This window comes from Bradyrhizobium sp. P3_C3 (assembly GCF_056402655.1).
Genome location: NZ_JBFUGY010000007.1, coordinates 115055 through 138604 on the forward strand (window position 1 = coordinate 115055; position 23550 = coordinate 138604).

26 protein-coding genes, 1 tRNA gene and 1 pseudogene are annotated in these 23550 nt (G+C 64.2%); 15 read left to right on the plus strand and 13 right to left on the minus strand.

Going from position 1 to position 23550, the window contains the following annotated elements:
- Positions 1 to 11: 11 nt before the first annotated feature.
- The 6 genes from fabG (at position 12) to gmk (ending at position 5739) form a co-directional block, all read left to right on the plus strand.
- Positions 12 to 749, plus strand: coding sequence for a 3-oxoacyl-[acyl-carrier-protein] reductase (gene fabG / locus AC1DW2_RS10630; RefSeq protein WP_028147729.1), 738 nt, complete (start codon positions 12 to 14; stop codon positions 747 to 749).
- 307 nt (positions 750 to 1056) lie between these two features.
- Positions 1057 to 1296 carry an acyl carrier protein gene (locus tag AC1DW2_RS10635; RefSeq protein ID WP_008130699.1) on the plus strand — a complete coding sequence of 80 codons (240 nt, stop codon included), beginning with the start codon at positions 1057 to 1059 and terminating at the stop codon, positions 1294 to 1296.
- A gap of 108 nt (positions 1297 to 1404) precedes the next feature.
- Positions 1405 to 2670 (plus strand): beta-ketoacyl-ACP synthase II, encoded by a 1266-nt coding sequence (fabF, locus tag AC1DW2_RS10640; protein ID WP_477005994.1) that lies wholly within the window; start codon positions 1405 to 1407, stop codon positions 2668 to 2670.
- A gap of 125 nt (positions 2671 to 2795) precedes the next feature.
- Positions 2796 to 4073, plus strand: a complete 1278-nt coding sequence (mltG, locus tag AC1DW2_RS10645; protein WP_477005995.1) for an endolytic transglycosylase MltG — start codon at positions 2796 to 2798, stop codon at positions 4071 to 4073.
- Between the two features lie 115 nt (positions 4074 to 4188).
- Positions 4189 to 5076, plus strand: a complete 888-nt coding sequence (locus tag AC1DW2_RS10650) for a YicC/YloC family endoribonuclease (RefSeq protein WP_063983695.1) — start codon at positions 4189 to 4191, stop codon at positions 5074 to 5076.
- Between the two features lie 3 nt (positions 5077 to 5079).
- On the plus strand, positions 5080 to 5739 hold the full coding sequence (gene gmk / locus AC1DW2_RS10655; RefSeq protein ID WP_166352747.1) for a guanylate kinase: 660 nt from the start codon (positions 5080 to 5082) through the stop codon (positions 5737 to 5739).
- Here gmk and AC1DW2_RS10660 read toward each other — a convergent pair.
- From AC1DW2_RS10660 to AC1DW2_RS10720, 13 genes and pseudogenes are all read right to left on the minus strand, one after another.
- Positions 5672 to 6919 carry a hypothetical protein gene (locus tag AC1DW2_RS10660; RefSeq protein ID WP_477005996.1) on the minus strand — a complete coding sequence of 416 codons (1248 nt, stop codon included), beginning with the start codon at positions 6917 to 6919 and terminating at the stop codon, positions 5672 to 5674. The two genes, gmk and AC1DW2_RS10660, sit on opposite strands and share 68 nt — an antisense overlap.
- 151 nt (positions 6920 to 7070) lie before the next feature.
- The gene (locus tag AC1DW2_RS10665) at positions 7071 to 7577 is read right to left on the minus strand and encodes a hypothetical protein (RefSeq protein WP_477005997.1); all 507 of its coding nucleotides are present in this window, start codon (positions 7575 to 7577) and stop codon (positions 7071 to 7073) included.
- 28 nt (positions 7578 to 7605) lie between these two features.
- A complete protein-coding gene (locus tag AC1DW2_RS10670) occupies positions 7606 to 8952 on the minus strand; it encodes a caspase family protein (RefSeq protein WP_477005998.1) in 1347 nt (448 codons plus the stop codon).
- Positions 8953 to 9433: 481 nt separating this feature from the next.
- The gene (locus AC1DW2_RS10675) at positions 9434 to 10438 is read right to left on the minus strand and encodes a hypothetical protein (RefSeq protein ID WP_477005999.1); all 1005 of its coding nucleotides are present in this window, start codon (positions 10436 to 10438) and stop codon (positions 9434 to 9436) included.
- A gap of 388 nt (positions 10439 to 10826) precedes the next feature.
- Entirely contained in the window at positions 10827 to 11048 is a 222-nt protein-coding gene (locus AC1DW2_RS10680) for a hypothetical protein (RefSeq protein WP_477006000.1), read from the minus strand.
- Positions 11049 to 11109: 61 nt separating this feature from the next.
- The gene (locus AC1DW2_RS10685) at positions 11110 to 11286 is read right to left on the minus strand and encodes a hypothetical protein (RefSeq protein WP_477006001.1); all 177 of its coding nucleotides are present in this window, start codon (positions 11284 to 11286) and stop codon (positions 11110 to 11112) included.
- A gap of 36 nt (positions 11287 to 11322) precedes the next feature.
- A complete protein-coding gene (locus AC1DW2_RS10690) occupies positions 11323 to 11514 on the minus strand; it encodes a hypothetical protein (protein WP_063983688.1) in 192 nt (63 codons plus the stop codon).
- A gap of 106 nt (positions 11515 to 11620) precedes the next feature.
- Positions 11621 to 11836 (minus strand): DUF6894 family protein, encoded by a 216-nt coding sequence (locus AC1DW2_RS10695; protein WP_063983687.1) that lies wholly within the window; start codon positions 11834 to 11836, stop codon positions 11621 to 11623.
- Positions 11837 to 11884: 48 nt separating this feature from the next.
- Positions 11885 to 12595 carry a Crp/Fnr family transcriptional regulator gene (locus tag AC1DW2_RS10700; RefSeq protein ID WP_166096002.1) on the minus strand — a complete coding sequence of 237 codons (711 nt, stop codon included), beginning with the start codon at positions 12593 to 12595 and terminating at the stop codon, positions 11885 to 11887.
- 242 nt (positions 12596 to 12837) lie between these two features.
- Entirely contained in the window at positions 12838 to 13074 is a 237-nt protein-coding gene (locus tag AC1DW2_RS10705) for a hypothetical protein (RefSeq protein ID WP_028157550.1), read from the minus strand.
- A gap of 70 nt (positions 13075 to 13144) precedes the next feature.
- A complete protein-coding gene (locus AC1DW2_RS10710) occupies positions 13145 to 13306 on the minus strand; it encodes a Flp family type IVb pilin (RefSeq protein ID WP_477006027.1) in 162 nt (53 codons plus the stop codon).
- Between the two features lie 13 nt (positions 13307 to 13319).
- Positions 13320 to 13691 (minus strand): annotated as a pseudogene (locus AC1DW2_RS10715) (cyclase family protein); the annotation flags it as partial.
- Positions 13692 to 13878: 187 nt separating this feature from the next.
- Positions 13879 to 14769 carry a LysR family transcriptional regulator gene (locus AC1DW2_RS10720; RefSeq protein WP_354096589.1) on the minus strand — a complete coding sequence of 297 codons (891 nt, stop codon included), beginning with the start codon at positions 14767 to 14769 and terminating at the stop codon, positions 13879 to 13881.
- Positions 14770 to 14866: 97 nt separating this feature from the next.
- Between AC1DW2_RS10720 and AC1DW2_RS10725 the strand changes: the two genes are divergently transcribed.
- The 9 genes from AC1DW2_RS10725 to AC1DW2_RS10765 all read left to right on the plus strand — a co-directional run bounded on the left by AC1DW2_RS10725 (position 14867) and on the right by AC1DW2_RS10765 (position 23281).
- Positions 14867 to 15892 carry an NAD(P)H-dependent flavin oxidoreductase gene (locus AC1DW2_RS10725; RefSeq protein WP_354096590.1) on the plus strand — a complete coding sequence of 342 codons (1026 nt, stop codon included), beginning with the start codon at positions 14867 to 14869 and terminating at the stop codon, positions 15890 to 15892.
- 105 nt (positions 15893 to 15997) lie between these two features.
- Positions 15998 to 17074: an NAD(P)H-dependent flavin oxidoreductase gene (locus tag AC1DW2_RS10730; protein ID WP_354096591.1), complete on the plus strand. Its 1077-nt coding sequence runs from the start codon at positions 15998 to 16000 to the stop codon at positions 17072 to 17074.
- A 77-nt stretch (positions 17075 to 17151) separates the two neighbouring features.
- Complete coding sequence (gene gatC, locus AC1DW2_RS10735; RefSeq protein ID WP_028150645.1) at positions 17152 to 17439, plus strand: Asp-tRNA(Asn)/Glu-tRNA(Gln) amidotransferase subunit GatC; 288 nt, start codon at positions 17152 to 17154, stop codon at positions 17437 to 17439.
- A 79-nt stretch (positions 17440 to 17518) separates the two neighbouring features.
- Positions 17519 to 17734 carry a hypothetical protein gene (locus tag AC1DW2_RS10740; RefSeq protein ID WP_014494728.1) on the plus strand — a complete coding sequence of 72 codons (216 nt, stop codon included), beginning with the start codon at positions 17519 to 17521 and terminating at the stop codon, positions 17732 to 17734.
- Positions 17731 to 19206 carry an Asp-tRNA(Asn)/Glu-tRNA(Gln) amidotransferase subunit GatA gene (gene gatA, locus AC1DW2_RS10745; protein WP_247310028.1) on the plus strand — a complete coding sequence of 492 codons (1476 nt, stop codon included), beginning with the start codon at positions 17731 to 17733 and terminating at the stop codon, positions 19204 to 19206. Before AC1DW2_RS10740 ends, gatA begins: the two co-directional genes overlap by 4 nt.
- Positions 19197 to 19499, plus strand: coding sequence for a hypothetical protein (locus AC1DW2_RS10750; protein ID WP_094183808.1), 303 nt, complete (start codon positions 19197 to 19199; stop codon positions 19497 to 19499). The genes gatA and AC1DW2_RS10750 overlap by 10 nt, the downstream gene beginning before the upstream one ends.
- Positions 19496 to 20974: an Asp-tRNA(Asn)/Glu-tRNA(Gln) amidotransferase subunit GatB gene (gatB, locus tag AC1DW2_RS10755; protein ID WP_354114361.1), complete on the plus strand. Its 1479-nt coding sequence runs from the start codon at positions 19496 to 19498 to the stop codon at positions 20972 to 20974. The genes AC1DW2_RS10750 and gatB overlap by 4 nt, the downstream gene beginning before the upstream one ends.
- A 1501-nt stretch (positions 20975 to 22475) precedes the next feature.
- Positions 22476 to 22742, plus strand: a complete 267-nt coding sequence (locus AC1DW2_RS10760; protein WP_014494734.1) for a hypothetical protein — start codon at positions 22476 to 22478, stop codon at positions 22740 to 22742.
- Positions 22743 to 23187: 445 nt separating this feature from the next.
- Positions 23188 to 23281: transfer RNA gene (locus AC1DW2_RS10765), tRNA-Ser, on the plus strand.
- Positions 23282 to 23550 lie beyond the last annotated feature (269 nt).

Below are 23550 nucleotides of genomic sequence, written 5' to 3' on the forward strand. Positions count from 1 at the left end.
GGAGTTTTTCAATGTTCGATCTGACTGGCAAAAAGGCGCTCGTCACCGGCGCGACCGGCGGCATCGGCGGCGCGATCGCGCAGGCGCTGCACGCGCAGGGTGCTACCGTTGCGATTTCCGGAACGCGCAAGGAAGTGCTGGATGAGCTTGCCGGCAAGCTCGGCGAGCGCACCCACGTGCTGCCCTGCAATCTTTCCAAGGCCGACGAGGTCGAGGCGCTGGTGCCCGCTGCGGAAGCCGCGATGGGGCAGGTCGACATTCTCGTCGCCAATGCCGGCATCACCCGCGACAATCTCTTCGTCCAGCTCCGTGACGAGGACTGGGAGGAGGTCATCAACATCAATCTGACCTCGACCTTCCGCCTGGCGCGCGCCGCGACCAAGCTGATGATGCGCAAGCGCTTCGGCCGTATCATTGCCATCACGTCGATCGTCGGCGTCACCGGCAATCCCGGGCAGGGCAACTACACGGCATCGAAGGCCGGCCTGATCGGCATGATCAAGACGCTCGGTGCCGAATACGCCAAGCGCGGCGTGACCGCGAACTGCATCGCGCCGGGCTTCATCAAGACGCCGATGACCGATGCGCTCAACGACAAGCAGCGCGAGACGATTCTGGCCAAGGTTCCGGCTGCCCGCCTGGGGACGCCGGAGGACATCGCAGCCGCCGCCGTCTACCTGAGTTCGAACGAAGCGGCCTACGTCACGGGACAAACCATCCACGTCAACGGCGGCATGGCCATGATCTGACGTCTCCTTCTGCACTGCCCACAAGGGCGGTGCGGGATGCGGCAAACGGCCGTTTCCGGTGCGAAATGAGGCTTGTAGTCAAGGCAGTTGAAGTATGATAACCGGACGCTCAACGGATGGGCAAAGAACGCCATTGCAGGTTTTTGAAACCCTGTATATTGGCGATGCGGAGCCTTGGCCGTCTCGCCGGGCCTGCATCGGTTAAGATGGGGCCAATCAAAGTTCGTAAGCGAAGGCAGTCAACGACCACGACGGCTCGTATCGTCCCGGGGGGTCGGGTCTACAGGGAACAACACGAGGTTATGCAATGAGTGACATTGGCGAGCGGGTTAAGAAGATCGTGGTCGAACACCTTGGTGTTGAACCCGAGAAGGTTGTCGACGCTGCGAGCTTCATCGACGACCTCGGCGCCGACAGTCTGGACACCGTCGAGCTGGTGATGGCGTTCGAAGAAGAATTCGGTTGCGAGATTCCGGACGACGCCGCGGAAACGATTCTCACCGTCGGCGACGCCACGAAGTTTCTCGAGAAGAACGCGAAGAGCTAAGGCTCTTCATTTTCGCGGGGACAACATTGAAACCGGACGGGCCGCTGACCAGCGGTCAGCCGGTTTCTTGTTATTGGCCGTGAATCTTTCGATGCGGAGTTTTCGAACATGAGGCGGGTTGTCGTCACTGGTCTCGGCATGGTGTCGCCGCTCGGCTGCGGCGTCGAACCGACCTGGAAACGCATCCTCAACGGCGAAAGCGGCGCACGCAGGATCGAGAGCTTCGATGTCTCCGATCTTCAGACCAAATACGCCTGCACCGTCGTGCGCGGCGACGGCACGAACGATACTTTCAATCCCGATACCTGGATGGAGCCGAAGGACCAGCGCAAGGTCGACGACTTCATCATCTTCGGCATGGCCGCAGCCGGCCAGGCGCTCGATGATGCCAACTGGCATCCCGAGACCGAAGAGGACAAGTGTGCGACCGGCACCATGATCGGTTCCGGCATCGGCGGCCTCACCGGCATTGCCGAAACCGCGATCCTCCTGAAGGAGCGCGGACCGCGCCGGGTGTCGCCGTTCTTCATTCCGGGCCGCCTCATCAATCTTGCCTCCGGCTACGTCTCGATCGCGCACGGCCTGAAGGGGCCGAACCATTCGGTGGTCACGGCCTGCTCGACCGGCGCACATGCGGTCGGCGACGCCGCCCGTCTGATTGCGCTGGCCGATGCCGACGTCATGGTTGCCGGTGGCGCCGAGTCGCCGATCAGCCGGATCGGCATTGCCGGCTTCAACGCCGCGCGCGCGCTCTCGACCGGCTTCAACGAAACGCCCGAGAAGGCATCGCGTCCCTACGACAAGGACCGCGACGGCTTCGTGATGGGCGAGGGCGCCGGCGTCCTCGTCCTGGAAGAACTCGAACACGCTCAGCGCCGCGGCGCCAAGATCTACGCCGAGGTGATCGGCTACGGTCTTTCGGGCGATGCCTATCACATCACCTCGCCGTCGCCGGATGGCGATGGCGGCTTCCGCAGCATGTCGGCAGCGCTCAAGCGCGCCGGCCTCACGGCATCCGATCTCGACTACATCAACGCCCACGGCACCTCGACACCGCTCGGCGACGAGATCGAGCTCGGTGCGGTCGAGCGGCTGCTCGGCAACGCCGCTTCCAAGGTCGCGATGTCCTCGACCAAATCCTCGACCGGCCATCTCCTTGGTGCCGCCGGCGCGATCGAGGCGATCTTCGCCATTCTCGCGATTCGCGATAATGTCGTGCCGCCGACCATCAATCTGGACAATCCGTCGGTCGAGACTGCGATCGATCTCGTGCCGCACATTGCGAAGAAGCGCGAGGTCAACGTCGCGTTGTCGAATTCTTTCGGTTTTGGCGGTACCAACGCGTCGGTGATCTTCCGCCGCCTGGTTCATTAGTTTGCGTTTGAAACGAATCCACCGTTTTGCCGTATTCAGCGATAGTCATACCCCGTGGGCGCGTGCATTGGCTCGACAAGCGATTGTCTGGCCGCGATTGAACCGGCAGGATTCAGGTTGCTTCGATGAGTGAAAGGCCGCCCATTTCGCCCCGGAGTCCGCGGGCAGCGCTGGAGCCCGAGCAGGTTCCGCCGCCGCCGAGGCGATCGGACCGGGCGCGCAATCCCTTCGTGATCGTCGGCAACGCCATCATCACCCTTCTGCTGATCGCCATGCTCGGCGCCGGCGGCGTCTACTATTACGGCCGGCAATTGCTCGAGGCGCCGGGGCCGCTGAAGGAAGACAAGATCGTCAACATCCCGCAGCGGGCCGGCAAGCGCGACATCGCCGAGACGCTGAACCGGGAAGGCGTGGCCGACGTCAATCCGTGGGTGTTCATCGCCAGCGTCGCCGCGCTGAAGGCGAGCTCGGACCTGAAGCCGGGTGAGTATTCGTTCCAGAAGAACGCCTCCTTGCGCGACGTCATCGCCACCATCGTCGAGGGCAAGGTGGTGCAGCATTCCGTCACGATCCCGGAAGGCCTGACCTCCGAGCAGATCGTGGCGCGGCTGTCCGACAACGACATCTTCACCGGCAGCGTCCGCGAGTTGCCGCGTGAAGGCACGCTGCTGCCCGAGACCTACAAGTTCCCGCGCGGGACCCCGCGCGATCAGGTGATCCAGCGCATGCAACAGGCGCACAAACGCGTGCTGGCCGAGATCTGGGAGCGCCGCAGCCAGGACATTCCGGTGAAATCGCCGGAACAACTGGTGACGCTGGCCTCGATCGTCGAGAAGGAGACCGGCAAGCCGGACGAGCGCAGCCGTGTCGCTGCCGTATTCGCCAACCGGCTCAAGCAGAAAATCAAGCTGCAGTCCGATCCGACCATCATCTACGGCCTTGTCGGCGGCAAGGGTACGCTCGGCCGTCCGATCAAGCGCAGCGAGATCACGCAGCCTTCGCCCTACAACACCTATGTGATCGAGGGACTGCCGCCCGGTCCGATCTCCAACCCCGGCCGCGCCTCGCTGGAAGCCAYCGCCAACCCGGCCCGCACCCGCGACCTCTATTTCGTCGCCGACGGCACCGGCGGGCATGCCTTCACCGAAACCTACGACGCGCACCAGAAGAACGTCGCCAAGCTGCGCGCGATGGAGAAGCAGATCCAGAACGACACGGTCGAGCCGGTCGAGGATGCGCAGCCGCCGGCAGCCGCCGCGCCCGGCGCTGCCGCGGATCCGCCGACCGCGACCACGCCGACGCGGCCCAATCAGCAGAAAAAGCCGCCAGCCGCTCGCCCCGCTGGTCCCGCGCCCGCCCGCCAGGGCGCGGTGCAGCCGTCGCCGCCGGTGGTCCAGCGCTAGTTCGCGCAGACCTGCCTGCGGGACTTTGCGGATTCCACTTTCCTGCAAAATAGTCTTAAGATTCGCGTGGCCTGATGGGCCTCGCGAATCCTGAGTTTCCGGAGAAATTGACCTGATGGCGCTGTCGTCCATGACCGGCTTTGCCCGAAGCCACGGCGCTAGCGGGCCGTATACGTTCGAATGGGAATTGAAGTCGGTCAACGCCAAGGGCTTTGACCTCAGGGTGCGGTTGCCGCAGGGGTTCGACGAGCTCGAGGCCCACGCCAAGAAGCGCGCCGGCGAGCTTCTGTCGCGCGGCACCGTCTATGCCAATCTCAACGTCAAGCGGGCCAACGCCGCAGCCTCCGTCCGCGTCAACGAGGACGTGCTCAACGCCGTCCTGAAGGCGGCCGCGATGATCGCCGGCAAGGTCGACGCGGTCGCGCCGAGCGTCGACGGCCTGCTCGCCATCAAGGGCGTCGTCGAGGTCGCCGAGCCCGAGGGTGACGAGGAGGAGGACAAGGCCGCGCGTGCCGCCGCCGCGGAGGCCTTCGACAAGGCGCTCGCCGATCTCGTCGAGATGCGCAAGCGCGAGGGCACGTCGCTCGGGCAGATCCTGACCCAGCGGGTCGACGAGGTCGAGGTGCTGGCGAGGAAGGCGGAAGCCGCGCCGGGCCGCAAGCCCGAGGCGATCAAGGCGAGGCTCGCCGAGCAGATCGCGACCCTGCTCGACACCTCCGACCGTTTCGATTCCGACCGCCTGATGCAGGAGGCGATCCTGATCGCCACCAGGGCCGACATCCGCGAGGAGCTCGACCGCATCGCCTCCCACATCGCGCAGGCGCGCGAGCTGATCGGCAAGGGCGGCCCGATCGGCCGCAAGCTCGACTTCCTGGCGCAGGAGTTTCACCGCGAGGTCAACACCTGCTGCTCGAAGTCGAACGACATCGAGCTGACCAATACGGGCCTGGCCATGAAGAACGTGGTCGAGCAATTCCGCGAACAGGTCCAGAATCTGGAGTGATCGATGACGACGGGCGGTCACGGAACTGACGGTGTCGAGCGGCGTGGATTGATGTTCGTGCTGTCCTCGCCGTCGGGCGCGGGCAAGACGACGCTGTCGCGTCTACTGATCGACCGCATGCCCGGCCTTCGGATGTCAGTCTCCGCGACCACGCGGGCGATGCGGCCCGGCGAGGTCGACGGCCGCGACTACCTGTTCGTCGACAAGGCCAGGTTCGACGCGATGGTGAAGGGCGACGAGCTGCTGGAATGGGCGACGGTGTTCGACAACAGCTACGGCACGCCGCGTGCGCCGGTCGAGGCGGCGCTGTCGGCCGGGCAGGACGTGCTGTTCGACATCGACTGGCAGGGCACGCAGCAGCTTCGCGAGAAGGCGCGCGCGGACGTCGTCAGCGTCTTCATCTTGCCGCCCTCGGCCGCCGATCTCGAGAAGCGGCTGCATTCGCGCGCGCAGGATTCCGACGAGGTGATCCGCAAGCGCATGAGCCGCGCCAGCCACGAGATGAGCCACTGGGCCGAGTACGACTACATCGTCATCAACCACGCGGTCGACGAGGCGTTTGCCGAGGTGCAGTCGATCCTGAAGGCCGAGCGCCTCAAGCGCGAGCGGCGGACTGGCCTCGTTGGTTTCGTACGAGGTTTGCAAGGCCAGCTTCAAGGTTAGGCTTCGCGAGACGCGGTCCTTCCTGCGCCAGCCGTTCCAGCATCGCCGTGATCACGTCGACGTCGACGGCATCCTCGATCTGCACATCGTCATCGCGATCGGCCGACCCCTTGTCATTGATGTCGTTGGCCGCGAGCCGGGGGGCCGATGCCTCGATCTCGAACTCTCCGTTGAACATGTTGGCCTCGTCGAGCTCTGCGACCTCGTTGCGGGCTTGGGGCGCCCGCTGATCGACGGCATCGATCGCGTGATCGATCGCCTCGAGCTGCGCGGCTTCGCGCTGAGTGGCTTCGCGTTGGGGGGCTTGGCGACGCGCGGCCGCCTGGGGACGGGCGGCATCGAAATCCACCGGGCGCGGCTGCTGCGCACGCGGCGCGGCAGCTGGCGTCGCCTCGAGCCAGGGCGCGCGACCGTCGTCGTGCGGCTCGCGATTGTCCCAATTGACGCGACGATCCTGGACTCGGACGCGTCGTCCGCCTGCGAAGCGATAGATGATGCTGGCGAGGAGGCCGGCGAGCGCCAGCGCGCCACCGATCACGAGCAGCAGCGTCTGGAGCGAGCCGGTCGCTTTATCGGTGGTGGCATCTGCCGCGGCAAGCGTGACCGGGGCAGGGGATTTTGACGGCTTTGCGCTCGGCGGTGCGGGCGAGGCAACAGGAGCGGGCGCAGCCTGCGGTGCGGGCGACGCAGCCGCGGCGGAGGCATCGGGCCAGCGCGTGGCGACCGCGGGCTGCTGCGCGTTGCTGTCGGCAGAGGGAGTGGCAGCTTGTTGTTGCATCGGCGCCGGTTTCGCTGGCGCGGGCGCATTCGGCGTCGCCGGTGCGGTATTGCCCTGCGGCGTCAGATATTCGGCGCGTGCGTCCTGCACCGGGTGCTGCTGCGGCGCTGCTGAATCTGCAGGCGGCGCATCGGGCGCAGCCTGCGCGGTCTGCACGGCCTTGGCGCTGTCCTTGCCGCCTTCGGCGCGCAGATACCAGCATTGCCGCTTGCTCCCGCGCTCCAGGCGATAGTACCAATGCTGCCCCTGCGGCGCGACGCCCTTTGGCGAGGCGAGGCAGTCGCTGGCGGCATTTGCCGTGCTCGTTGCCTCCGGCGCATTCTGCGACACGGCGGCCAGTGGTGCGCCGGCGATGATGCTGCCGACAAGCGCAGATATGAACTTCGCGGTGCGGTTGCCCATCCTGGTCTCCCGATTACGCATAACGCAACTCTTTACCTTCCCTTTGTCATCAAAGACTTGGGTGGCAATGAGCCGCAAATCCGGAGAGGATGTGGCTTGAATCGGGCCTGCGCGGTGTTCGTTCCGCCGCGAATTCAGGCGTTTTCGAGGGCTATTGCTTCGCCGAACTCCAGGTTCCGCCGCAGCCGTCGGAGCGGCGCCACGTTCCGGAACCACTGCGGCCCGAGAGCCGGCCCGTGCTGGTAAAGGTCACGCCCTGGCCCTGGCCGAACGTGCTGACCGAGCCGCCCGGGCCGACGGTTCCGCGAACGCCTTCGCCGATGATCTTGCCCGAGCTCACGACGACAGCGCCGCTCGTGCTGCCGCCGCAACCAACGCTGACGACCGCCCAGGCACCATCGAAACCACCGCCGCCACCTCCACCGCTACCTCCGCTTCGCCGAGGCGACGAGCGTTCCTCGGTCGCCGGCTTGCTCCGGCGTGAGGGCGCCGCCGGTTCGGCCGAGCGGCCTGAAGAAGTATCCTGGCGCGAGCCGGACAGCGACTTTTCGTCGTTGCCGATCGAGCCGCCGGCGCTGCCGGACTGCGCGAAGGCGGACGACGAGGCGAGGGCGAGGAGGGACGCAAGGGCGATCGTACGGACGACGGCATTGGGCATGAGGAAACAATCCGAAATGAAAAAGGTATCAGCGGCCGGAGCCGTCGGCGCAGACGGATCCGATAATGCGGCAAGCTTTGCCAGCCTTGCCGCATTCGTCAAGCGCGGCATCCCTGGCGTGCTGGATGCTGTCGCGCTGGACCAGCGACCAGGATTTGTCTGATATCGCGAACGCGCCGCAGCGGTTGCCGTAGAAGGAGAGTTCGATCGGACATTTGGCGCCGGCGCAATTGCCGCGCGCATCCGCCACCGCCGCGCGCCGCGAGGCGTGGTTCCACGATATGCCCCATTTGCTGCTGTCGGGCCCGTACACGATCGAGCCCCACGGCTTCAGATCCTCCATCTTGCGCATCCGCAGCAGCAGGCCTTCGGTTGCCTCGCCTGTCGGCGCCATCGAGATCCTCTGCTGGAGCTTGGTGATCGCACGGGTCAGTCCATCGGGCGTGTCAGGATCGAAATTGAGCTCGTAGAGCCGCTCGCTCAATTCGCTCAGCAGCGCGGCATCGCGCAGCGGCACGCGATCGGGATCGGCGCGCAGCCGATCCGCCGGCAGCGGATCGGGCTGCATCGCGGCGACCTGCGGCGGCGGGCTTTGCGTCGGCGGCACGAAATAGAAGGTGCCGTCGATCGGCGAGGATGACACCCAGGGCTGCTGCGCGCCTGATGTGGCGCGCTTCACGGCGAGGCCGACCTGGTTGAAGGTCTGGAACACGTCGAGGCCCGCGGTCCGGACCGTCGCCGCCAGCGCCTTGGTGTAGGGGCTGTGGCCGTCGCTGCCGTCCTGCGCGACGTTGCCGGGCTGCGTCGCGTAGGAGATCAGCGTGCCCTCCGGCGCGCGCATCTGGGCAAGGCCACCGTCGGAGGCGCGCAGGCCGCGCGAGCCAAACGGGTTGTTGCGGCAGGCGTCGAGGATCACGAGGTTGAGGCGCGTGCCCGATCCCTGCATCTGCCGCAGCACGAGGTTGACGTCGGTCATCTGGAAATCGACATCGGCCTCGCGCGTCGGATTGGCGCCGACAGGCACGAGATAGTTGGAGCCGGCGACCTGCACGCCGTGACCGGCATAATAGAACAGCGCGACGTCGGCGCCCTGGACCTGCCGGCCAAAGCTCTGCACCGCGATGTCCATCGCGCCCTTGTCGAGATCGAGCTGGGCGCGCCCGCCGACCAGTGTGAAGCCGAGCGCGGCAAGCGTCTCCGCCATCAGGCTCGCGTCCTTGGACGGGTTGTCGAGCGGCGTGATGTTCTTGTAGGCGGAGTTGCCGACGACCAGCGCAATGCGCTTCTCGGCCGAGGCCGGCGCCGCCCCGGCGATAAGCAGGGCTGCGGCCAGCGCCGCCAGCCCCACGACGCGATTGAAAATCCTCGCGCGCATGAAAACCCCCAAAGCGAAAATTCTTCAAGGCAATGGCGCCAATCTACCAGCTAGGTGCGCGGGCGAAAAGCGGTGTGACAGAAGGCAGCGGCGTGCCTGTGCGCATCGCGCCGGGAAGGGCGCGCGGCTGCGCGTTCCCGCAGCACGTTCTGCCCGAGCCGTGGTCATTCGCGCGGCAGATCACGCTGCCGCCGTGCCAGCTCCCGGGCACGAACGTGAAGGGATAGGTCCGGTGGGCACAGGTGAGATCGTCGGCGTCATAGGTCCGACGCCTTGGTAGATTTCGGCATGGGTGGGCGCGGCACGGGCGAGTCCGATAGCTACTCATGCCCGATTCAAAGCTGTCTTGAATGAAGGCTGAAGCAAGTTGGCCCCCGGGCTGTGAGGAGTACAACCTTGAAATTGCCAAGACTATTCGGGCAGACAGGTGTCAGCGCGACGACCGGTAGCCAGAGAAATTCTTGCCCAGACAATGGTGCCATCAATCTTGTCGTTTGCTACCGCTTGGAGACAAGCTGATGTTGAAGCTGACCCCACCCGGCCTGTCTTCGCCGTTGCGCTCAGACGGGAACAACTCGCGGAGTTTGTTGAGCAGTGGAATGTCTACGTTCACGGTGAAGTTAATCAACCCGGAATCATTGGAGCCGAGAGGCTCTGGCTCAGGAGCTGGAACGTGCCGCGTGAAAACACGGTGGATGACCTGAGGAGCACTATACAGGAAAGGACGCATCTTCTTCAGGTGAGATGGGTGGTGGCGAAAGGGGTTAAAGTCAACAATAGGTCTTGCTGGTAAGGACGGGAAAAAGCGCTTGGCCAATTTTCGAAGCCAGTAAAAAGAACCGTCAAAACTTCGGCGCATGAAACGCGAGGTATCTCTATAAAGCTTCCGCACCCCATAAAAATGAAGGACAGCATAGGCGAATGATGCCGAAGTCATGAGAAATCCGGTACGAAAGGCGGAGCCGAAGGCTTGGCTTTTGCCGAGTGCAAGCGCAGTGAGAGCCTCGGCAATCATGATGCCTCCCATGCCAGCACAGAATTTAACAATGCTCAGGATTGCAACAGCTTGAATCTGTCGGACGAAAATCGGTCGCGAAGCGGCGCCAAACGGACCACATATAAGGTATGTCAACAGTTGGGGGCCAATCCCGAGATAGAGTGTCGCGCCAACCAACAACATTTCATCCTTGTCGTTGGTCATCCAAACATAGACGAAAGCGAACTGCCCCATAAAGTCCGTAAGATCTCTACCGGCAAGTCCAGCCGTAAGATGCAAAGCGAAGAACAAAAACAGCATAAGAGAAAAGATGTACCAGATAAGATAAAATTCGCGAGGGTGCTTCCGACTAAGGACCAAAGCCATCGGGATACCGAGTAATAGCCCTACGATGAGACCAAAGTAGCTCTCGGGGTCGTACAATCTGCGTTCAAGTACATCATTCAACTCTAAAAAAGACTGCCAAAGTCGCAATACATCTTCCTGCACTGGGCTGCCTCCACATCCCCATACGGTGGTTGTTGCGCGGACGTCACGCAATCAAGAGTTATGGCTTGAATCGCCGCGCGCAGCAACAAGCAAGTCGGCAAGATCCTTCAAGATCGAACCTTGCTTGTCCGTTTTGCTTGTGGCGCCGCGTCATGCGGCGGAGGAGATCCTTGAAGTGCTAGGTGTCCGCATTGGCAATGCGCAGAGCGCAGGTGAACACCAGGGCGGGTGCTGATGGTTGCTGCGACGATCTTCTTCGCTCTCATCTGCCGCCTCCATCGCGATGGTTACCCATAGCGATGGACCGCTGTGCGGCGCCGGGAGGTTTGGCGCGAGCGGATCACAAATCTGAAACGTGGAGACTGTGCGCCGATGACGTCGCGAGAGTCTATCTCCACACGCGCGCCAGCGTCAGTGCCGACAGACCCAATGCAGCACTGATCAGCCCCACCATCGCATACGACTGCGCAAATACGCCGGTCTGGATGAAGACCTGGCAGGCGATGGCGATGCAGATTGCGGCCAGCAACAGGCAGGCGCAGCCGACGATGATCGACAGATAGCGTATCGCGGTTGCGACGGGCCTTGCGGATGAAGCGGGATCGTTCATGCAGGGTTACAACGGCGCGGCCGGCGGCGGGTCGATCCGCCGCGGCGTGCGCGCAAGATCATCAGTCGCGGGCGTAGCAATCGACAAGTGCGCGCCAGATGCGCTGAACTTCGATGGTCCGCTGCAGCTCAAGGACGTGGTTCTCGCTTGCATGAGAGGATTTTTCTTCCAATCGTGATTCACGTGGTGCGATCCAGCGCTCGGATATCGGATCGTACCATTTGCCGATATTGACCAAGTTCGTGTCTCCTCTCTTCGATCCCCCTGGTCCTGACTATCCCATGCGCCTGTTCGTGGTGTTCTGGGTGATGTTGCCGTGCTCGGCCTGTTCGCGAATGTTCTGCTTCTCGTCGTCGCGATGGCCCTTGGTGGTGTCGAGCGGAATTGACGGCGTGCTGCCGGGACCCTTGTGGCTCTGGTTCTCCGCGGGAACAGGCTTGACCGTTTTCGTCAGCGGCTTCGTCATGGGCTTTGACTCCGTCGTTGCCTCACGAGATGCCAACGCATGGGACATTCGCGGCGTTCCAATTGGTGGTCTGATGTGATCGGTGCGGAGGCGACGGGAAGGGCTGTCAGCGAAACCGCCGTGTCACCATTGCAAGCACGAAGACAGGCTCGCTTCCGTCAAACACGCTGAGTGTCCAGCTGTCGCCGGGGCGCAGCGCATGCTCGACGTCGCGGGAGAGGCGGACGGCTTCGCGCCAGGCGGCATCGTCGTCGAGGAGCGTTTCACCGGTCGTGTCGGTGTGAGGTTGCTGGCCCTCGAAATGAAAGAAGTACCGCGCCATGTCGGGCAATGCAGGCCACGCGAATATGTTCCGGCTGCGCGGATCGTTCTAGCCCGCCGCGCGTCCCAGCACTTCGCGAAAGTGCTTCTTCACCGCACCGTTGCAGGTGCAGGCGCTTGTCTCGAGCGCCGGCGCATCGAGGATCAGGATGGCGCCGCGGCGGGTCGCGAGGATGCGTCTGGCCTTGAACGTCTGGATGACGCGGCTGGCATAGCTGCGGGAGACGCCGAGCATGCCGGCGAGCTGCTCATGGGTGAGGCGGATTTCGTCGCTGCCGATATGCTCTCGGGCCGCGATGATCCATTTCGCCGCGCGTTGTTCGATCGAATGCGCCGCGTTGCAGGCCGCTGTCTGGAGCAGCTGTGCGAACTGGCAGGCTGCGTAGCGCGAAAAGATCTCATGCATGCTGGGCGATCGCTGCTGCGCCTGCTCGAGCGCGCGCAGCGGCAGGCGGACCAGCGTGCCGCCGACCTTCACGACGACGCGGGAAAAGGCCGGGGACGGGCTGCGGCCTGCGGAAAGACCGACCCCGCCCTCGCGGCCCACCAGGAGACTTTCGACCTCGCGGTCATCCTCAACCGGCACCGCGAACGACACGAACGCAGGGCCGCAGGGGAAGTGGACCACGGAGATGCCGTCGCCGGCGTGATGCAGAACGTGGTTCGCAGCGACCTCGACCGATTGCAGGTGCGGCGCGAGCAGCTCGAAATCCTGGGCGCTGAGCCTTCGCAGCAGATCGTTCCTGGGCCGGCCGGTCACGCTTCTTGTCTCTGGGCTCTTCGTTGGCCGGGAATCGGCGTCTCTGGGAAAAACCCTACGTTTCCGCGCAGGAACCGACAGTTCCAAAGTGAACACGAGTGTTTGCGGGAAACCGAAAAGTTCGCAGCAGCGAGGCGTCGCGCCGTCCGGCGTTGCCCGCAGGACACGCTGCGAACTTTGTTCTCATCCGGAGAACTACGGAATTTCCAAATGAGCCAGCGCTTGTGGGGCGCCGCGGGCTCTTATCCGAGACGGATCTGGCGTTCGGCCAGGAGGCGGCTTTGGGCCACCTGCTTGCGGTAGGCACCGATCGCCTTGTTGGCGAGCATCAACTGCCGCCGCTCACCGGTCCTGAGCTGCGCTTCGATGGCATCCAGAATGGTGTTCGCGGTCTCGTCCGGAGGTCCGAGCTCGCCGCTCTGCTCCAGGAAGCTCCAGGCGATGAAGAATGCGCTTTCGACGGTGCAACGAATGGACATGCGCTGCCAACGCGGTGTGGTCGCAGCCGTTCCGCGCGGCGACGTACCTTCAGCGCGCGCAGGTTTCGCGCTACTTCAGCGAGGTGATGATCGAGCCGAACTTCAGCTTCAACGACGAGCCGAGATTGTTGACCACGGCGATGATCGCGAGCGCGATGCCGGCTGCGATCAGGCCGTATTCGATCGCAGTGGCTGCGGTTTCATCGGCCAGGAAGCGGCGGATGGTCTGTATGGCCTCACCAGAATTCCAAAGAGAGATGGCCGAGGCCGTCGAGCTGGCTGCCGATGCCGACCCACGTATCAAGAATGTCGTCGTTATAGGTCGCCTTGTTCGGACCGAGGCCCGGGCTGCCGGCCTGTCCGGGCTGAACGATGGTGAGCTTGAACGTGCGTGGCGGATAGGCGGGTGTCTGTGGCGTGACGGGAATGCCGAGGGCGTAGGTCTTGCCGGTCTTCACCAGCGAGGCGGCCTTCACCACCAGCTCCGGCGTCATGTAATTGGCGGCACCGATCTCGTCGTTCGGTCCCCATTTCGATTTGGTCCAGTCTTGTGCGCTTGCAGTTCCTGATATCGCCGACAACGCGGCGACACAGCACAACACGAGCGTATTGCGCATCGATAGTCCTCCCGATGTTTTGGCTTCGTTGTGTTTTTGCGCTGGCCAGTGACACATCCTAACGTAGAACGGATGCGTGCTTCAAAGCATTTCGAGGTGCTGCGCTGCGGCGGCTGAACGCAGCGCAGACCAATTCAAGCGCGATGGATTTGTGACGAATTTCGCCACGTGGAACGCTGCGCCGGTGTCAGGCCGCGATGACGTCGTTGTCTTTCTTCAGGCAGGACATGAAACCGCTGAGTGCGCTGTACTGATGTCCGCCGCTGCGCTGGATGAAGAGCGTCTCGACRCGCGCATGTGACGGGCTCAGCGCGTGGATCGACACGCTGCCGGCCATCGCACTGCGTTCGACCACGGCGCGCGGCAGCAGCGTCACGCCCATGCCGGCGGCGACACAGCCGATCATGCCGTCGAGCGTGCCGAGCTCGAAGCGTGCCGCCGACGGCCAGCCGAACTCGACAAAGATCTGTTCGAGACGCTGGCGGTAGGTGCAGCCGGTGCGGAACACCAGCGCGGTCGGACCGGACTCCGGCGTGCCGGCGCGCAGCTCGGCAAGCGAGGCCCAGCGCCGCGCGCTGACCAGCACCAGCTCTTCACGAAACGCGCTCGTCGCAGTGAGGTCGGCATGTGCGATGGGGCCCGCGACGAAGGCACCGTCGAGCGTGCCTTCGAGCACGCCCGCGACGAGGTCGGCGGTGGTCGCGGTGCGCAGGCTCAGCCGTACGGCAGGGAAGTTGCGGTGGAAATCGGCGAGGAGGGACGGCAAGCGCACGGCTGCCGTCGTCTCCATCGAGCCGATCGCGAGCGGTCCTTTCGGCTCGCCGTCGTCACGCGCGGCGAGCACGGCCTCCCGTGATAGCGCGGCCATCCGCTGTGCGTAGGGCAGGAGGCGTTTGCCGGCGCCGGTCAGCGTCATGCCACGGCTGTGGCGTTCGAACAGCGGTGTGCCGATCTCCGCTTCCAGCGCCTTCACGCGTTGGGTGACGTTGGATTGCACCGTGTTGAGCTCCTCCGCGGCGCGGGTGATGCCGCCGGTGCGGGCGACGGCGGCAAAGGTCTGGATATCGCTGAGTTCCATGGCGTCGTTTCGCTTTTGTGATGGCAGCGTTCGCAACAATTCATTTTTCGAGAATGCTAGTCGCGCCTAGTCTCCCTGTCCAGATCAGGGAGGGGCTATGCCCATTGAGACGTCGCTGACTAGGCTGCTGGAGATTGAGCATCCCATCCTGCTGGCGCCGATGGACATCGTTGCCGGCAGCCGGCTTGTGACGGCCGTGAGCCGTGCCGGCGGTTTCGGCATTCTGGGCGGCGGCTATGGCGAGAAGGTGTGGCTGGAGCAGGAGACTGCGAAGCTCGCGGGGTTGTCGGCGCCATTCGGGATCGGCTTCATCACCTGGAGCCTCGCCAAGCGGCCCGAGCTTCTCGATGTCGCTCTTGCCGCAAAACCGTCTGCGATCATGTTGTCGTTTGGCGATCCCGCGCCGTTCGCGCCGAAGATCAAGTCCGCAGGTGCACGCCTGATCTGCCAGGTGCAGGATGAAGCCATGGCGCGGCAGGCGCTCGATGCCGGCGCCGACATCCTGATCGCGCAGGGCACGGAGGCAGGTGGTCACGGCGCCTCTCGCACCACCGTCGATCTCGTGCCTGCAATCGTCGATCTTGCCGCGGGCCACGTGCCTGTCGTCGCGGCCGGCGGCATCGCCGACGGGCGCGGTCTCGCCGCCATGATGATGCTGGGCGCGAGCGGCGTGCTGCTCGGCACGCGCTTCTATGCGAGCCAGGAGGCTGATGGCGCGGAGGAGGCCAAGCGGCGTATCTGCGCAGCGAACAGCGGCACGACCGTGCGCGGCATCATCTTCGATCTCTCGCGCAACAATGTCTGGCCGGCGCCGTTCACGGGAAGGTGCCTCATCAACGACCACGCCAGGCGCTGGATCGGCCGCGAGGTCGAGCTGATGCAGAATGTTGCCGCAGTCGCGGCGGACTATGCGGCCGCGAAAGCAGCCGGCAATTTCGATGTCGCGGCCGTGATCGCGGGCGAGGCGGTCGGATTGATTCATGATATTGCACCGGCGGCCGAGATCGTGGAGCGGATTGCGATTGAAGCGGGGCAATTGCTCGCCGGCCGGCGCAACTCGGTTTCTTCTTTTCCTTCCCCCCTTGTGGGAGAAGGTGGCGCGGAGGCAATCCGCGCCGGATGAGGGGTCTGTCTCCGCGGATGCAAACCCCTCACCCGTCTCGCCGCTGCGCGGCGATCCACCCTCTCGCACAAGGGGCGAGGGAAGAGCGAACATGAGGCAAGAATTATGTGGCCTGACCGTCGACTGATCGATCTCTTCAAGACCGAATTCCCGATCGTGCTGGCGCCGATGGCTGGTGTGATGGATGCCGAACTGGTGATCGCCGTGGCGGAGGGCGGCGGGCTCGGCTCGCTGCCGAGCGCGATGCTGTCGCCGGAGAAGGCGCGCGAGCAGGTCAACATCATTCGCCAGCGCGTGAAGGCGCCGGTGAACATGAACTTCTTCTGCCACACGCCGGTTGACCTCACGGCCGAAGCCGAAGCGCGCTGGAAGCAGCGGCTTACGGGCTATTACACCGAGCACGGCCTCGATCCCGCAGCGCCCATCAACGCCGCGAACCGTGCGCCGTTCGACGCCGCGTTCTGCGAGGTCGTCGAGGAGCTGAAGCCGGAGATCGTCAGCTTTCATTTCGGCCTGCCGGATCAGGCGCTGCTCAAGCGCGTCAAGGCTGCCGGCTGCCTCGTCATCTCGTCCGCCACGACGGTGAAGGAAGCAGTCTGGCTGGAAGAGCGCGGCGTCGATGCCGTCATTGCGCAAGGCGCCGAGGCCGGCGGCCATCGCGGCATGTTCCTGACCGACAAGATCTCCGAGCAGCCCGGCACCTTTGCGCTGGTGCCGCAGGTCGCCGACGCCGTGAAGGTGCCTGTCATCGCGGCCGGCGGCATTGCCGACGGGCGCGGCATCGCCGCAGCCTTTGCGCTCGGCGCATCCGGCGTGCAGATCGGCAGCGCCTATCTGCGCTGCCCGGAATCCAAGGTCAGCGCGGGCGGGCGCAAGGCGCTGGCTGAAGCGCGGGACGATTCCACCGTCATCACCAACGTCATGACCGGGCGTCCGGCGCGCGGCGTCCAGAATCGCCTGATGCGCGAAGCCGGCCCGATCTCGCCCGAGGCGCCGCCTTTTCCCCATGCCGCGACCGCGCTGGGGCCGCTCAAGGCAGCTGCCGAAAAGCAGGGCAGGGTGGATTTCACCAATCTCTGGGCCGGCCAGGCCGTGGCCCTGGGCCGCGAGGTCCCCGCAGCCGAATTGACCCGGGATTTTGCCAAATCGGCCCTGGCCCGCATGAAGGGACTGGCTGGCTAAGGTCGCGCCGCCGGTTGCGGCGCAAAACCGGCCTCTGCTATACGGCAGTTAGATTTTGCCGTGAGAGGCCTTATATAATGTCCGTCGACGCCACTACCGTCCGCCGCATCGCGCATCTGGCGCGCATTGCGGTTTCCGAGGGCGAGGTTCCGCATCTGCAGGGCGAGCTCAACGCCATGCTCGCCTTTGTCGAGCAGCTCTCGGAGGTCAACGTCGAGGGCGTGGAGCCGATGACCTCGGTCACCCCGATGCAGATGAAGAAGCGGCAGGACGTGGTCAATGACGGCGAGATCGCCGACGATATCGTTGCCAACGCGCCCGCGACCGAAGGTCACTTCTTTCTTGTGCCCAAGGTGGTCGAGTGACGTAGCGTTTTCGAGCGAAGTGGAAGCCGGTTCGCGTAAAGAAAACGCGTCAAACTAAAGAGCCTTAGGACCAAGTCCGATGTGCATGCTTTGCGACGATGAGAAGGCCTATCAGGCCTACATGAACTATCTCGACAAGATGGAGCGGCAGGGCAAGGCTGCCGATCCCAACGTCGCCGTCAATGCCGTGCTCGACGAGATCGAGGCCGCCGCGAACGCCGCCGCCAAGAAAAAAGACGACCCGGCCAACGACAAAACCCTGTCTCCGTTCTTCTGCAGCCCGATCAATAAATGACCGATTTGACATCGCTGACGCTCGCCGAGGCCCGCAAGGGTCTCGCGGCCAAGACTTTCACGTCCCTCGAGCTGACCGACGCGCATCTGAACGCGATCGAAGCAGCACGCGTGCTCAATGCCTTCGTGATGGAGACGCCCGATCGCGCGCGCGACATGGCGAAGGCCGTGGACGAAAAGATCGCCAAGGGTGAGGGCGGCCCGCTCGCCGGCATTCCGCTCGGCATCAAGGACCTGTTCGCGACCAAGGGCGTGCGCACCACGGCGTGCTCGAAGATTCTCGGCAATTTCGTGCCGACCTATGAGTCCACGATCACCTCCCAGCTCTGGCGCGATGGTGCGGTGATGCTCGGCAAGCTCAACAATGACGAGTTCGCGATGGGCTCGGCCAACGAGACCTCGTGCTTCGGCCCCGTCGGCAATCCCTGGCGGCGTGAGGGAAGCAACACGACGCTGGTGCCGGGCGGCTCGTCCGGCGGCTCAGCTTCGGCCGTGGCGGCGCTGCTGTGCATGGGTGCGACCGCGACCGACACCGGCGGCTCGATCCGCCAGCCGGCGGCGTTCACCGCGACCGTCGGCATCAAGCCGACCTACGGCCGCTGCTCGCGCTGGGGCATCGTCGCCTTCGCCTCCTCGCTCGACCAGGCCGGTCCGATCGCGCGCAGCGTGCGCGATAGCGCGATGCTGCTGCGCTCGATGGCCGGGCACGATCCGAAGGACACGACGTCGGTCGACATTGCCGTGCCGGACTATGAGGCCGCGATCGGCAAGTCCGTGAAGGGCATCAGGATCGGCATCCCCAAGGAATATCGCCTCGACGGCATGCCGGCCGAGATCGAGAAACTCTGGAGCGAGGGCGCGGCCTGGCTGAAGGCGGCCGGTGCCGAGCTCGTCGAGGTGTCACTGCCGCACACCAAATACGCGCTGCCGGCCTATTACATCGTGGCGCCGGCGGAGGCGTCCTCCAACCTCGCGCGCTATGACGGCGTGCGCTACGGACTGCGCGAGCAGGGCAAGAACATCATCGAGCTCTACGAGAACAGCCGCGCCGAGGGTTTTGGCGCGGAGGTGAAGCGCCGCGTCATGATCGGCACCTATGTGCTCTCGGCCGGCTATTACGACGCCTATTATCTGCGCGCGCAGAAGGTGCGGACGCTGATCAAGAAGGATTTCGAGGACTGCTTCGCCAAGGGCGTCGACGCGATCCTGACGCCGGCGACGCCGTCGGCGGCCTTCGGCATCGGCGAGAAGGGCGGGGCGGATCCCGTCGAGATGTATCTCAACGACATCTTCACGGTGACCGTGAACATGGCGGGCCTGCCGGGCATCGCCGTGCCCGCCGGCAAGGACGCGCAAGGCCTGCCGCTCGGCCTGCAGCTGATCGGCCGTCCGTTCGATGAGGAGACGCTGTTCTCGCTCGGCGAGGTGATCGAGCAGGCCGCCGGCCGCTTCACGCCCGCGAGGTGGTGGTGAATGTCGCCGCGTTCATCGCGAGCCTCGACGGCGCGGCGCCCGCGCCGGATCTGAACGCGCCGCTCGCCGGCCTCTGGTGGGCCGCGAAGGGCGACTGGGATCAGGCGCACAAGATCGTTCAGGACGAGAACAGCCGCGACGCCGCCTGGGTGCACGCCTATCTGCACCGGGTCGAAGGCGATCTCGGCAATGCCGGCTACTGGTATCGCCAGGCCGGCCAACCCGCGGCAAAGGATTCATTGGAGGCGGAGTGGGAGCGGATCGCTGCCACGCTGCTCGGGAGCAGGACATGAGCACGGCCACGCACAAGCTTCTCAAGGGCGCCACCGGTGACTGGGAGATGGTCATCGGCATGGAGATCCACGCCCAGGTGACCTCGAACTCAAAACTGTTCTCGGGCGCCTCGACCACGTTCGGCGGCGAGCCGAACAGCCACGTGTCGCTGGTCGATGCCGCGATGCCAGGCATGCTGCCCGTCATCAACGAGGAATGCGTCAGACAGGCTGTCCGGACCGGGCTCGGGCTGAACGCGCAGATCAATCTGCGTTCGGTGTTCGACCGCAAGAACTATTTCTATCCGGACTCGCCGCAGGGCTACCAGATCAGCCAGTACAAGTCGCCGATCGTCGGCGAAGGTGAGGTCGTGGTCGAACTGGATGGCGGCAAGACCGCGACCATCGGCATCGAGCGCCTTCATCTTGAGCAGGACGCGGGCAAGTTGCTGCACGATCAGTCGCCGTCCATGTCCTATGTCGATCTCAACCGTTGCGGCGTGGCGCTGATGGAGATCGTCTCCAAGCCCGACATCCGCGACGCCGAGCAGGCCAAGGCCTATGTGACCAAGCTGCGCTCGATCCTGCGCTATCTCGGCACCTGCGACGGCGACATGGAGAAGGGATCCTTGCGCGCCGACGTCAACGTCTCCGTGCGCAAGCCGGGCGCGCCGCTCGGCACCCGCTGCGAGATCAAGAACATGAACTCGATCACCTTCATCGGCCAGGCGATCGAGTACGAGGCGCGGCGCCAGATCGAGATCCTCGAGGACGGCGGGGAGATCGACCAGGAAACGCGGCTCTATGATCCCAACAAGGGCGAGACGCGATCGATGCGGTCCAAGGAAGAGGCGCATGACTACCGCTACTTCCCCGATCCCGACCTGCTGCCGCTGGAATTCTCGCAAAGCTTCGTCGACGAGCTGAAGACAGAGCTGCCGGAGCTGCCGGACCAGAAGAAGGCGCGCTTCGTCGCTGATTTCGGCCTGTCGGCTTACGATGCGAGCGTGCTGGTCGCCGAGCGCGAGAGCGCGGTGTTCTACGAGACGGTGCTGGATACGCTCGGCAACCGTGCCCGCGACGGCAAGGTGGCGGCGAACTGGGTGATCAACGAGCTGTTCGGCCGTCTCAACAAGGAAGGGCGGGATATTACGGGCGCTCCGGTCAACGCCGAGCAGTTGGCTGCGATCATCGACCTGATCGGCGAGGGCACGATCTCCGGCAAGATCGCCAAGGATCTGTTCGAGATCGTCTGGCAGGAGGGCGGCGATCCGCGCGCGCTGGTCGAAAGCCGCGGCATGAAGCAGGTCACCGATCTCTCGGCGATCGAGAAGGTGGTCGACGACATCATCGCGGCCAATCCCGACAAGGCCGCGCAGGTCAAGGACAAGCCGCAGTCGCTCGGCTGGTTCGTCGGCCAGGTGATGAAGGCGTCCGGCGGCAAGGTCAACCCGCAGAGCGTCAACGACCTCTTGAAGTCGAAGCTCGGCATCTGACGTCACACGTTCGAACGAGGTGACGGATACGCTTCGTCACCTCGCTTCCGGTTCGCGCTGCGACGCTCGCGCGCACCCTCGGCGGCAAACTCCATCCCGACCGACGGCGATGCGGCGGCCGAATCGCCGCCACGCGATTCGCGCAAAACGGCGGCTTCCACACGCGCTGACGAGCGCTTGCGCCGTTAAGCATGAAAATATTTTCGTTGCCAAAACTCGCGACTCAGAGTCCGCGAAGCGCCCTTGCGCGGCGATCGCGGGATCGACGATGCACATCATCGCATCGCGCATGCGCAATGCGCGCGTGCAGAAAAATACTTGCCGTGTAGTGTTTTTCTGCAATCGCATCTCGCGCAAACATCGACGATGCGGGCACTCCCCGCGATCGCAAGCACGCGTCATGCAGTGCGCCCGCATCGCGCTCGCCAAGCGCAGGCGCGTTGTGCCGTCAACACTTCTTTAAGCGAGAAGCTGTTTTTTTCGTCGTGTTGGTGTATTCGGGATGAGTGTGCATTCGATCCCCGACTGCATGCAGCGATTACAGCCATCTCACACATCGGAGGGCAACATGGCCAAGAAAGCGAAGAAGGCGAAGAAGGCGAAGAAGGCGAAGAGCGCAGTGAAGAAGACTGCGAAGAAGACCCGCAAGGTCGCGAAGAAGAAGTAACTTCGCTTCTGAAGTTGCCGGCTCCTAGAGAGCCGGCACGTCATCAGCGCCTTCTAACAGGTTCTGGTCGGCGATAGAGGGTGTCGGCGAGACATCAGGCCAACGGTCGGATCGTTCTCTTTCGCGGGTTCGCTCGCCAAAGTACGGTCCGGCAGAAGAAACAAGTTTTCTTCGTTCGGTGCGGTTCTCCTTCTCAAGGGCTCCGCAATTTCACAAGCGGCCTTCGGGCCAACGTGGAATCTGGTCCTGACGTGTTCGCCGACGCCCTCGTTCTCTTGAGGCCGGGGTATTGCCGGCATTCCCTTTTCCCACATTGCTGATCTGACCGTGACGTGGCCGCGCTGCCTTGGGGCAGGCGAGGGCTGGGGCGAACTGTCGTTCGCCGCGCAGGCGCAATGCGAGGCCGGCGCTCCGATTCCTAAAGTCGCGCGCTTCGCGCTGCGCGGCCTGCCGGCCACGGGGTGGCGCCGCCGCGCGAGGCGCCTGTGTGGCCTTGCCAGCGCGCCCCTCCCACAACGCGCCCCTCCCATGAATTGTAACCGCAGGGCGCGCGTCACCGCGCGCGATGGTTATCGTTCTCCCAAAATCCCAGGGTAAACCGAATCTGACGAATCGCAGAAGTGCCTGCAAAGCGGGGACTTCTTGCATTCGTCGCGCGCGCGCCGTGCGGGTGCGTTTACGTCTGCTTCATCGCGATACTTAAACTGCCATTCAAATTTGCCCGCCATCATCGCCTTCAACAAGCCGGCAAACGGCATGGGGATGAGTTGAACAGGTCTTTGGACGGGAGCCGCGCTCGGGGGAACGAGGCGGCAGAAAAAAAGGGGATGCGTTATGTTTCAGGGTACTTTCGATCTGGAGACGGCGACGCCGATCGACGCGAGCGCGCTGTCGGACGTGTTGTTCGAGCGCGGGATCTATTGGGCGAGCGGCCGCTCCGGCCTCGTCGACCTCGTCGCCGCACATAAATGGTTCAACCTCGCCGCGCTGAAGGGCCGCAAGGACGCCGTGGCGCTCCGCCAGGAAGTCGCCGGGCAGATGTCGGACGCCGAGATCTCGGCCGCGCAGCGCGAGGCGAGGGCGTGGGTCTCGGCTCACTGAGCCGAGAATCGCATCCGCACCCTTGTCTTCACGGGTAGCCCGATTGCGCTCAATCAGGTTCCTTCGTCGTGTCGCCACCCGGACCCGCGCGGCATGACCGAGCCGCCGCCCGACGATTCCGCTCTGGAACCCGGACGGCCGCACAAGACGGGCCTCTTGCCGGGGATGTAGAGGTCTTGGGCCTTCCGTCCCGGCGCAGCTCCGGCGTCTGGTTCAATATCTGAGCCGGCGAGGTGGTGCTGAATGCGCCCTGGCAGCGGCGGATCCGGCAATCCCGTGGATGGATGCGCACATATATAGAGAGCGCGAATCGGTTGCGCGTGCCGCGCTGATCCATGCGCCAGGCTTTCGCGGTCGTCCGGCGGTCGCTTTCAGGTGAAAGAACGCACAGACCTTGATTCTGCCGCTTGCGGCTCGCCGCCGTGTCGGGCATACCCGGCATATTGGAGACGTGGCCGAGTGGCTGAAGGCGGCGGTTTGCTAAACCGTTATAGGCTTGTAAAGGCCTATCGAGGGTTCGAATCCCTCCGTCTCCGCCAGCCGAGCTGTCCGCTCCGGTCTCAATCATCCCCACCATCGACAAAGAGCCTTCGCAGCGCGCCTTGGGCGTTGCCGCGACCATGTCTGCGCCTGGTGGAGAGTCGCGGGAAGACCTGTGTGCCTTCTCCTTGAGTCTCCTTCTGATTCCACGATTCGTGCGCGTCAAAGCCTGTTCAGGCCGGAGTTCCGTCCACAACGCCTCAGGTGGGGAATTTTGACGGCAAACGGAACCGTCCTAGAAACATAAGCAAAAACAATATGTTGCGAG

Bases quoted from the DNA above. Each gene is read 5' to 3' on its own strand.
- fabG (WP_028147729.1), top strand. From the start codon at position 12: ATGTTCGATCTGACTGGCAAAAAGGCGCTCGTCACCGGCGCGACCGGC.
- AC1DW2_RS10635 (WP_008130699.1), top strand. From the start codon at position 1,057: ATGAGTGACATTGGCGAGCGGGTTAAGAAGATCGTGGTCGAACACCTT.
- fabF (WP_477005994.1), top strand. From the start codon at position 1,405: ATGAGGCGGGTTGTCGTCACTGGTCTCGGCATGGTGTCGCCGCTCGGC.
- AC1DW2_RS10650 (WP_063983695.1), top strand. From the start codon at position 4,189: ATGGCGCTGTCGTCCATGACCGGCTTTGCCCGAAGCCACGGCGCTAGC.
- gmk (WP_166352747.1), top strand. From the start codon at position 5,080: ATGACGACGGGCGGTCACGGAACTGACGGTGTCGAGCGGCGTGGATTG.
- AC1DW2_RS10660 (WP_477005996.1), bottom strand. From the start codon at position 6,919: ATGGGCAACCGCACCGCGAAGTTCATATCTGCGCTTGTCGGCAGCATC.
- AC1DW2_RS10665 (WP_477005997.1), bottom strand. From the start codon at position 7,577: ATGCCCAATGCCGTCGTCCGTACGATCGCCCTTGCGTCCCTCCTCGCC.
- AC1DW2_RS10670 (WP_477005998.1), bottom strand. From the start codon at position 8,952: ATGCGCGCGAGGATTTTCAATCGCGTCGTGGGGCTGGCGGCGCTGGCC.
- AC1DW2_RS10680 (WP_477006000.1), bottom strand. From the start codon at position 11,048: ATGAACGATCCCGCTTCATCCGCAAGGCCCGTCGCAACCGCGATACGC.
- AC1DW2_RS10690 (WP_063983688.1), bottom strand. From the start codon at position 11,514: ATGACGAAGCCGCTGACGAAAACGGTCAAGCCTGTTCCCGCGGAGAAC.
- AC1DW2_RS10695 (WP_063983687.1), bottom strand. From the start codon at position 11,836: ATGGCGCGGTACTTCTTTCATTTCGAGGGCCAGCAACCTCACACCGAC.
- AC1DW2_RS10705 (WP_028157550.1), bottom strand. From the start codon at position 13,074: ATGTCCATTCGTTGCACCGTCGAAAGCGCATTCTTCATCGCCTGGAGC.
- AC1DW2_RS10725 (WP_354096590.1), top strand. From the start codon at position 14,867: ATGCCCATTGAGACGTCGCTGACTAGGCTGCTGGAGATTGAGCATCCC.
- AC1DW2_RS10730 (WP_354096591.1), top strand. From the start codon at position 15,998: ATGTGGCCTGACCGTCGACTGATCGATCTCTTCAAGACCGAATTCCCG.
- gatC (WP_028150645.1), top strand. From the start codon at position 17,152: ATGTCCGTCGACGCCACTACCGTCCGCCGCATCGCGCATCTGGCGCGC.
- AC1DW2_RS10740 (WP_014494728.1), top strand. From the start codon at position 17,519: ATGTGCATGCTTTGCGACGATGAGAAGGCCTATCAGGCCTACATGAAC.
- gatA (WP_247310028.1), top strand. From the start codon at position 17,731: ATGACCGATTTGACATCGCTGACGCTCGCCGAGGCCCGCAAGGGTCTC.
- gatB (WP_354114361.1), top strand. From the start codon at position 19,496: ATGAGCACGGCCACGCACAAGCTTCTCAAGGGCGCCACCGGTGACTGG.
- AC1DW2_RS10760 (WP_014494734.1), top strand. From the start codon at position 22,476: ATGTTTCAGGGTACTTTCGATCTGGAGACGGCGACGCCGATCGACGCG.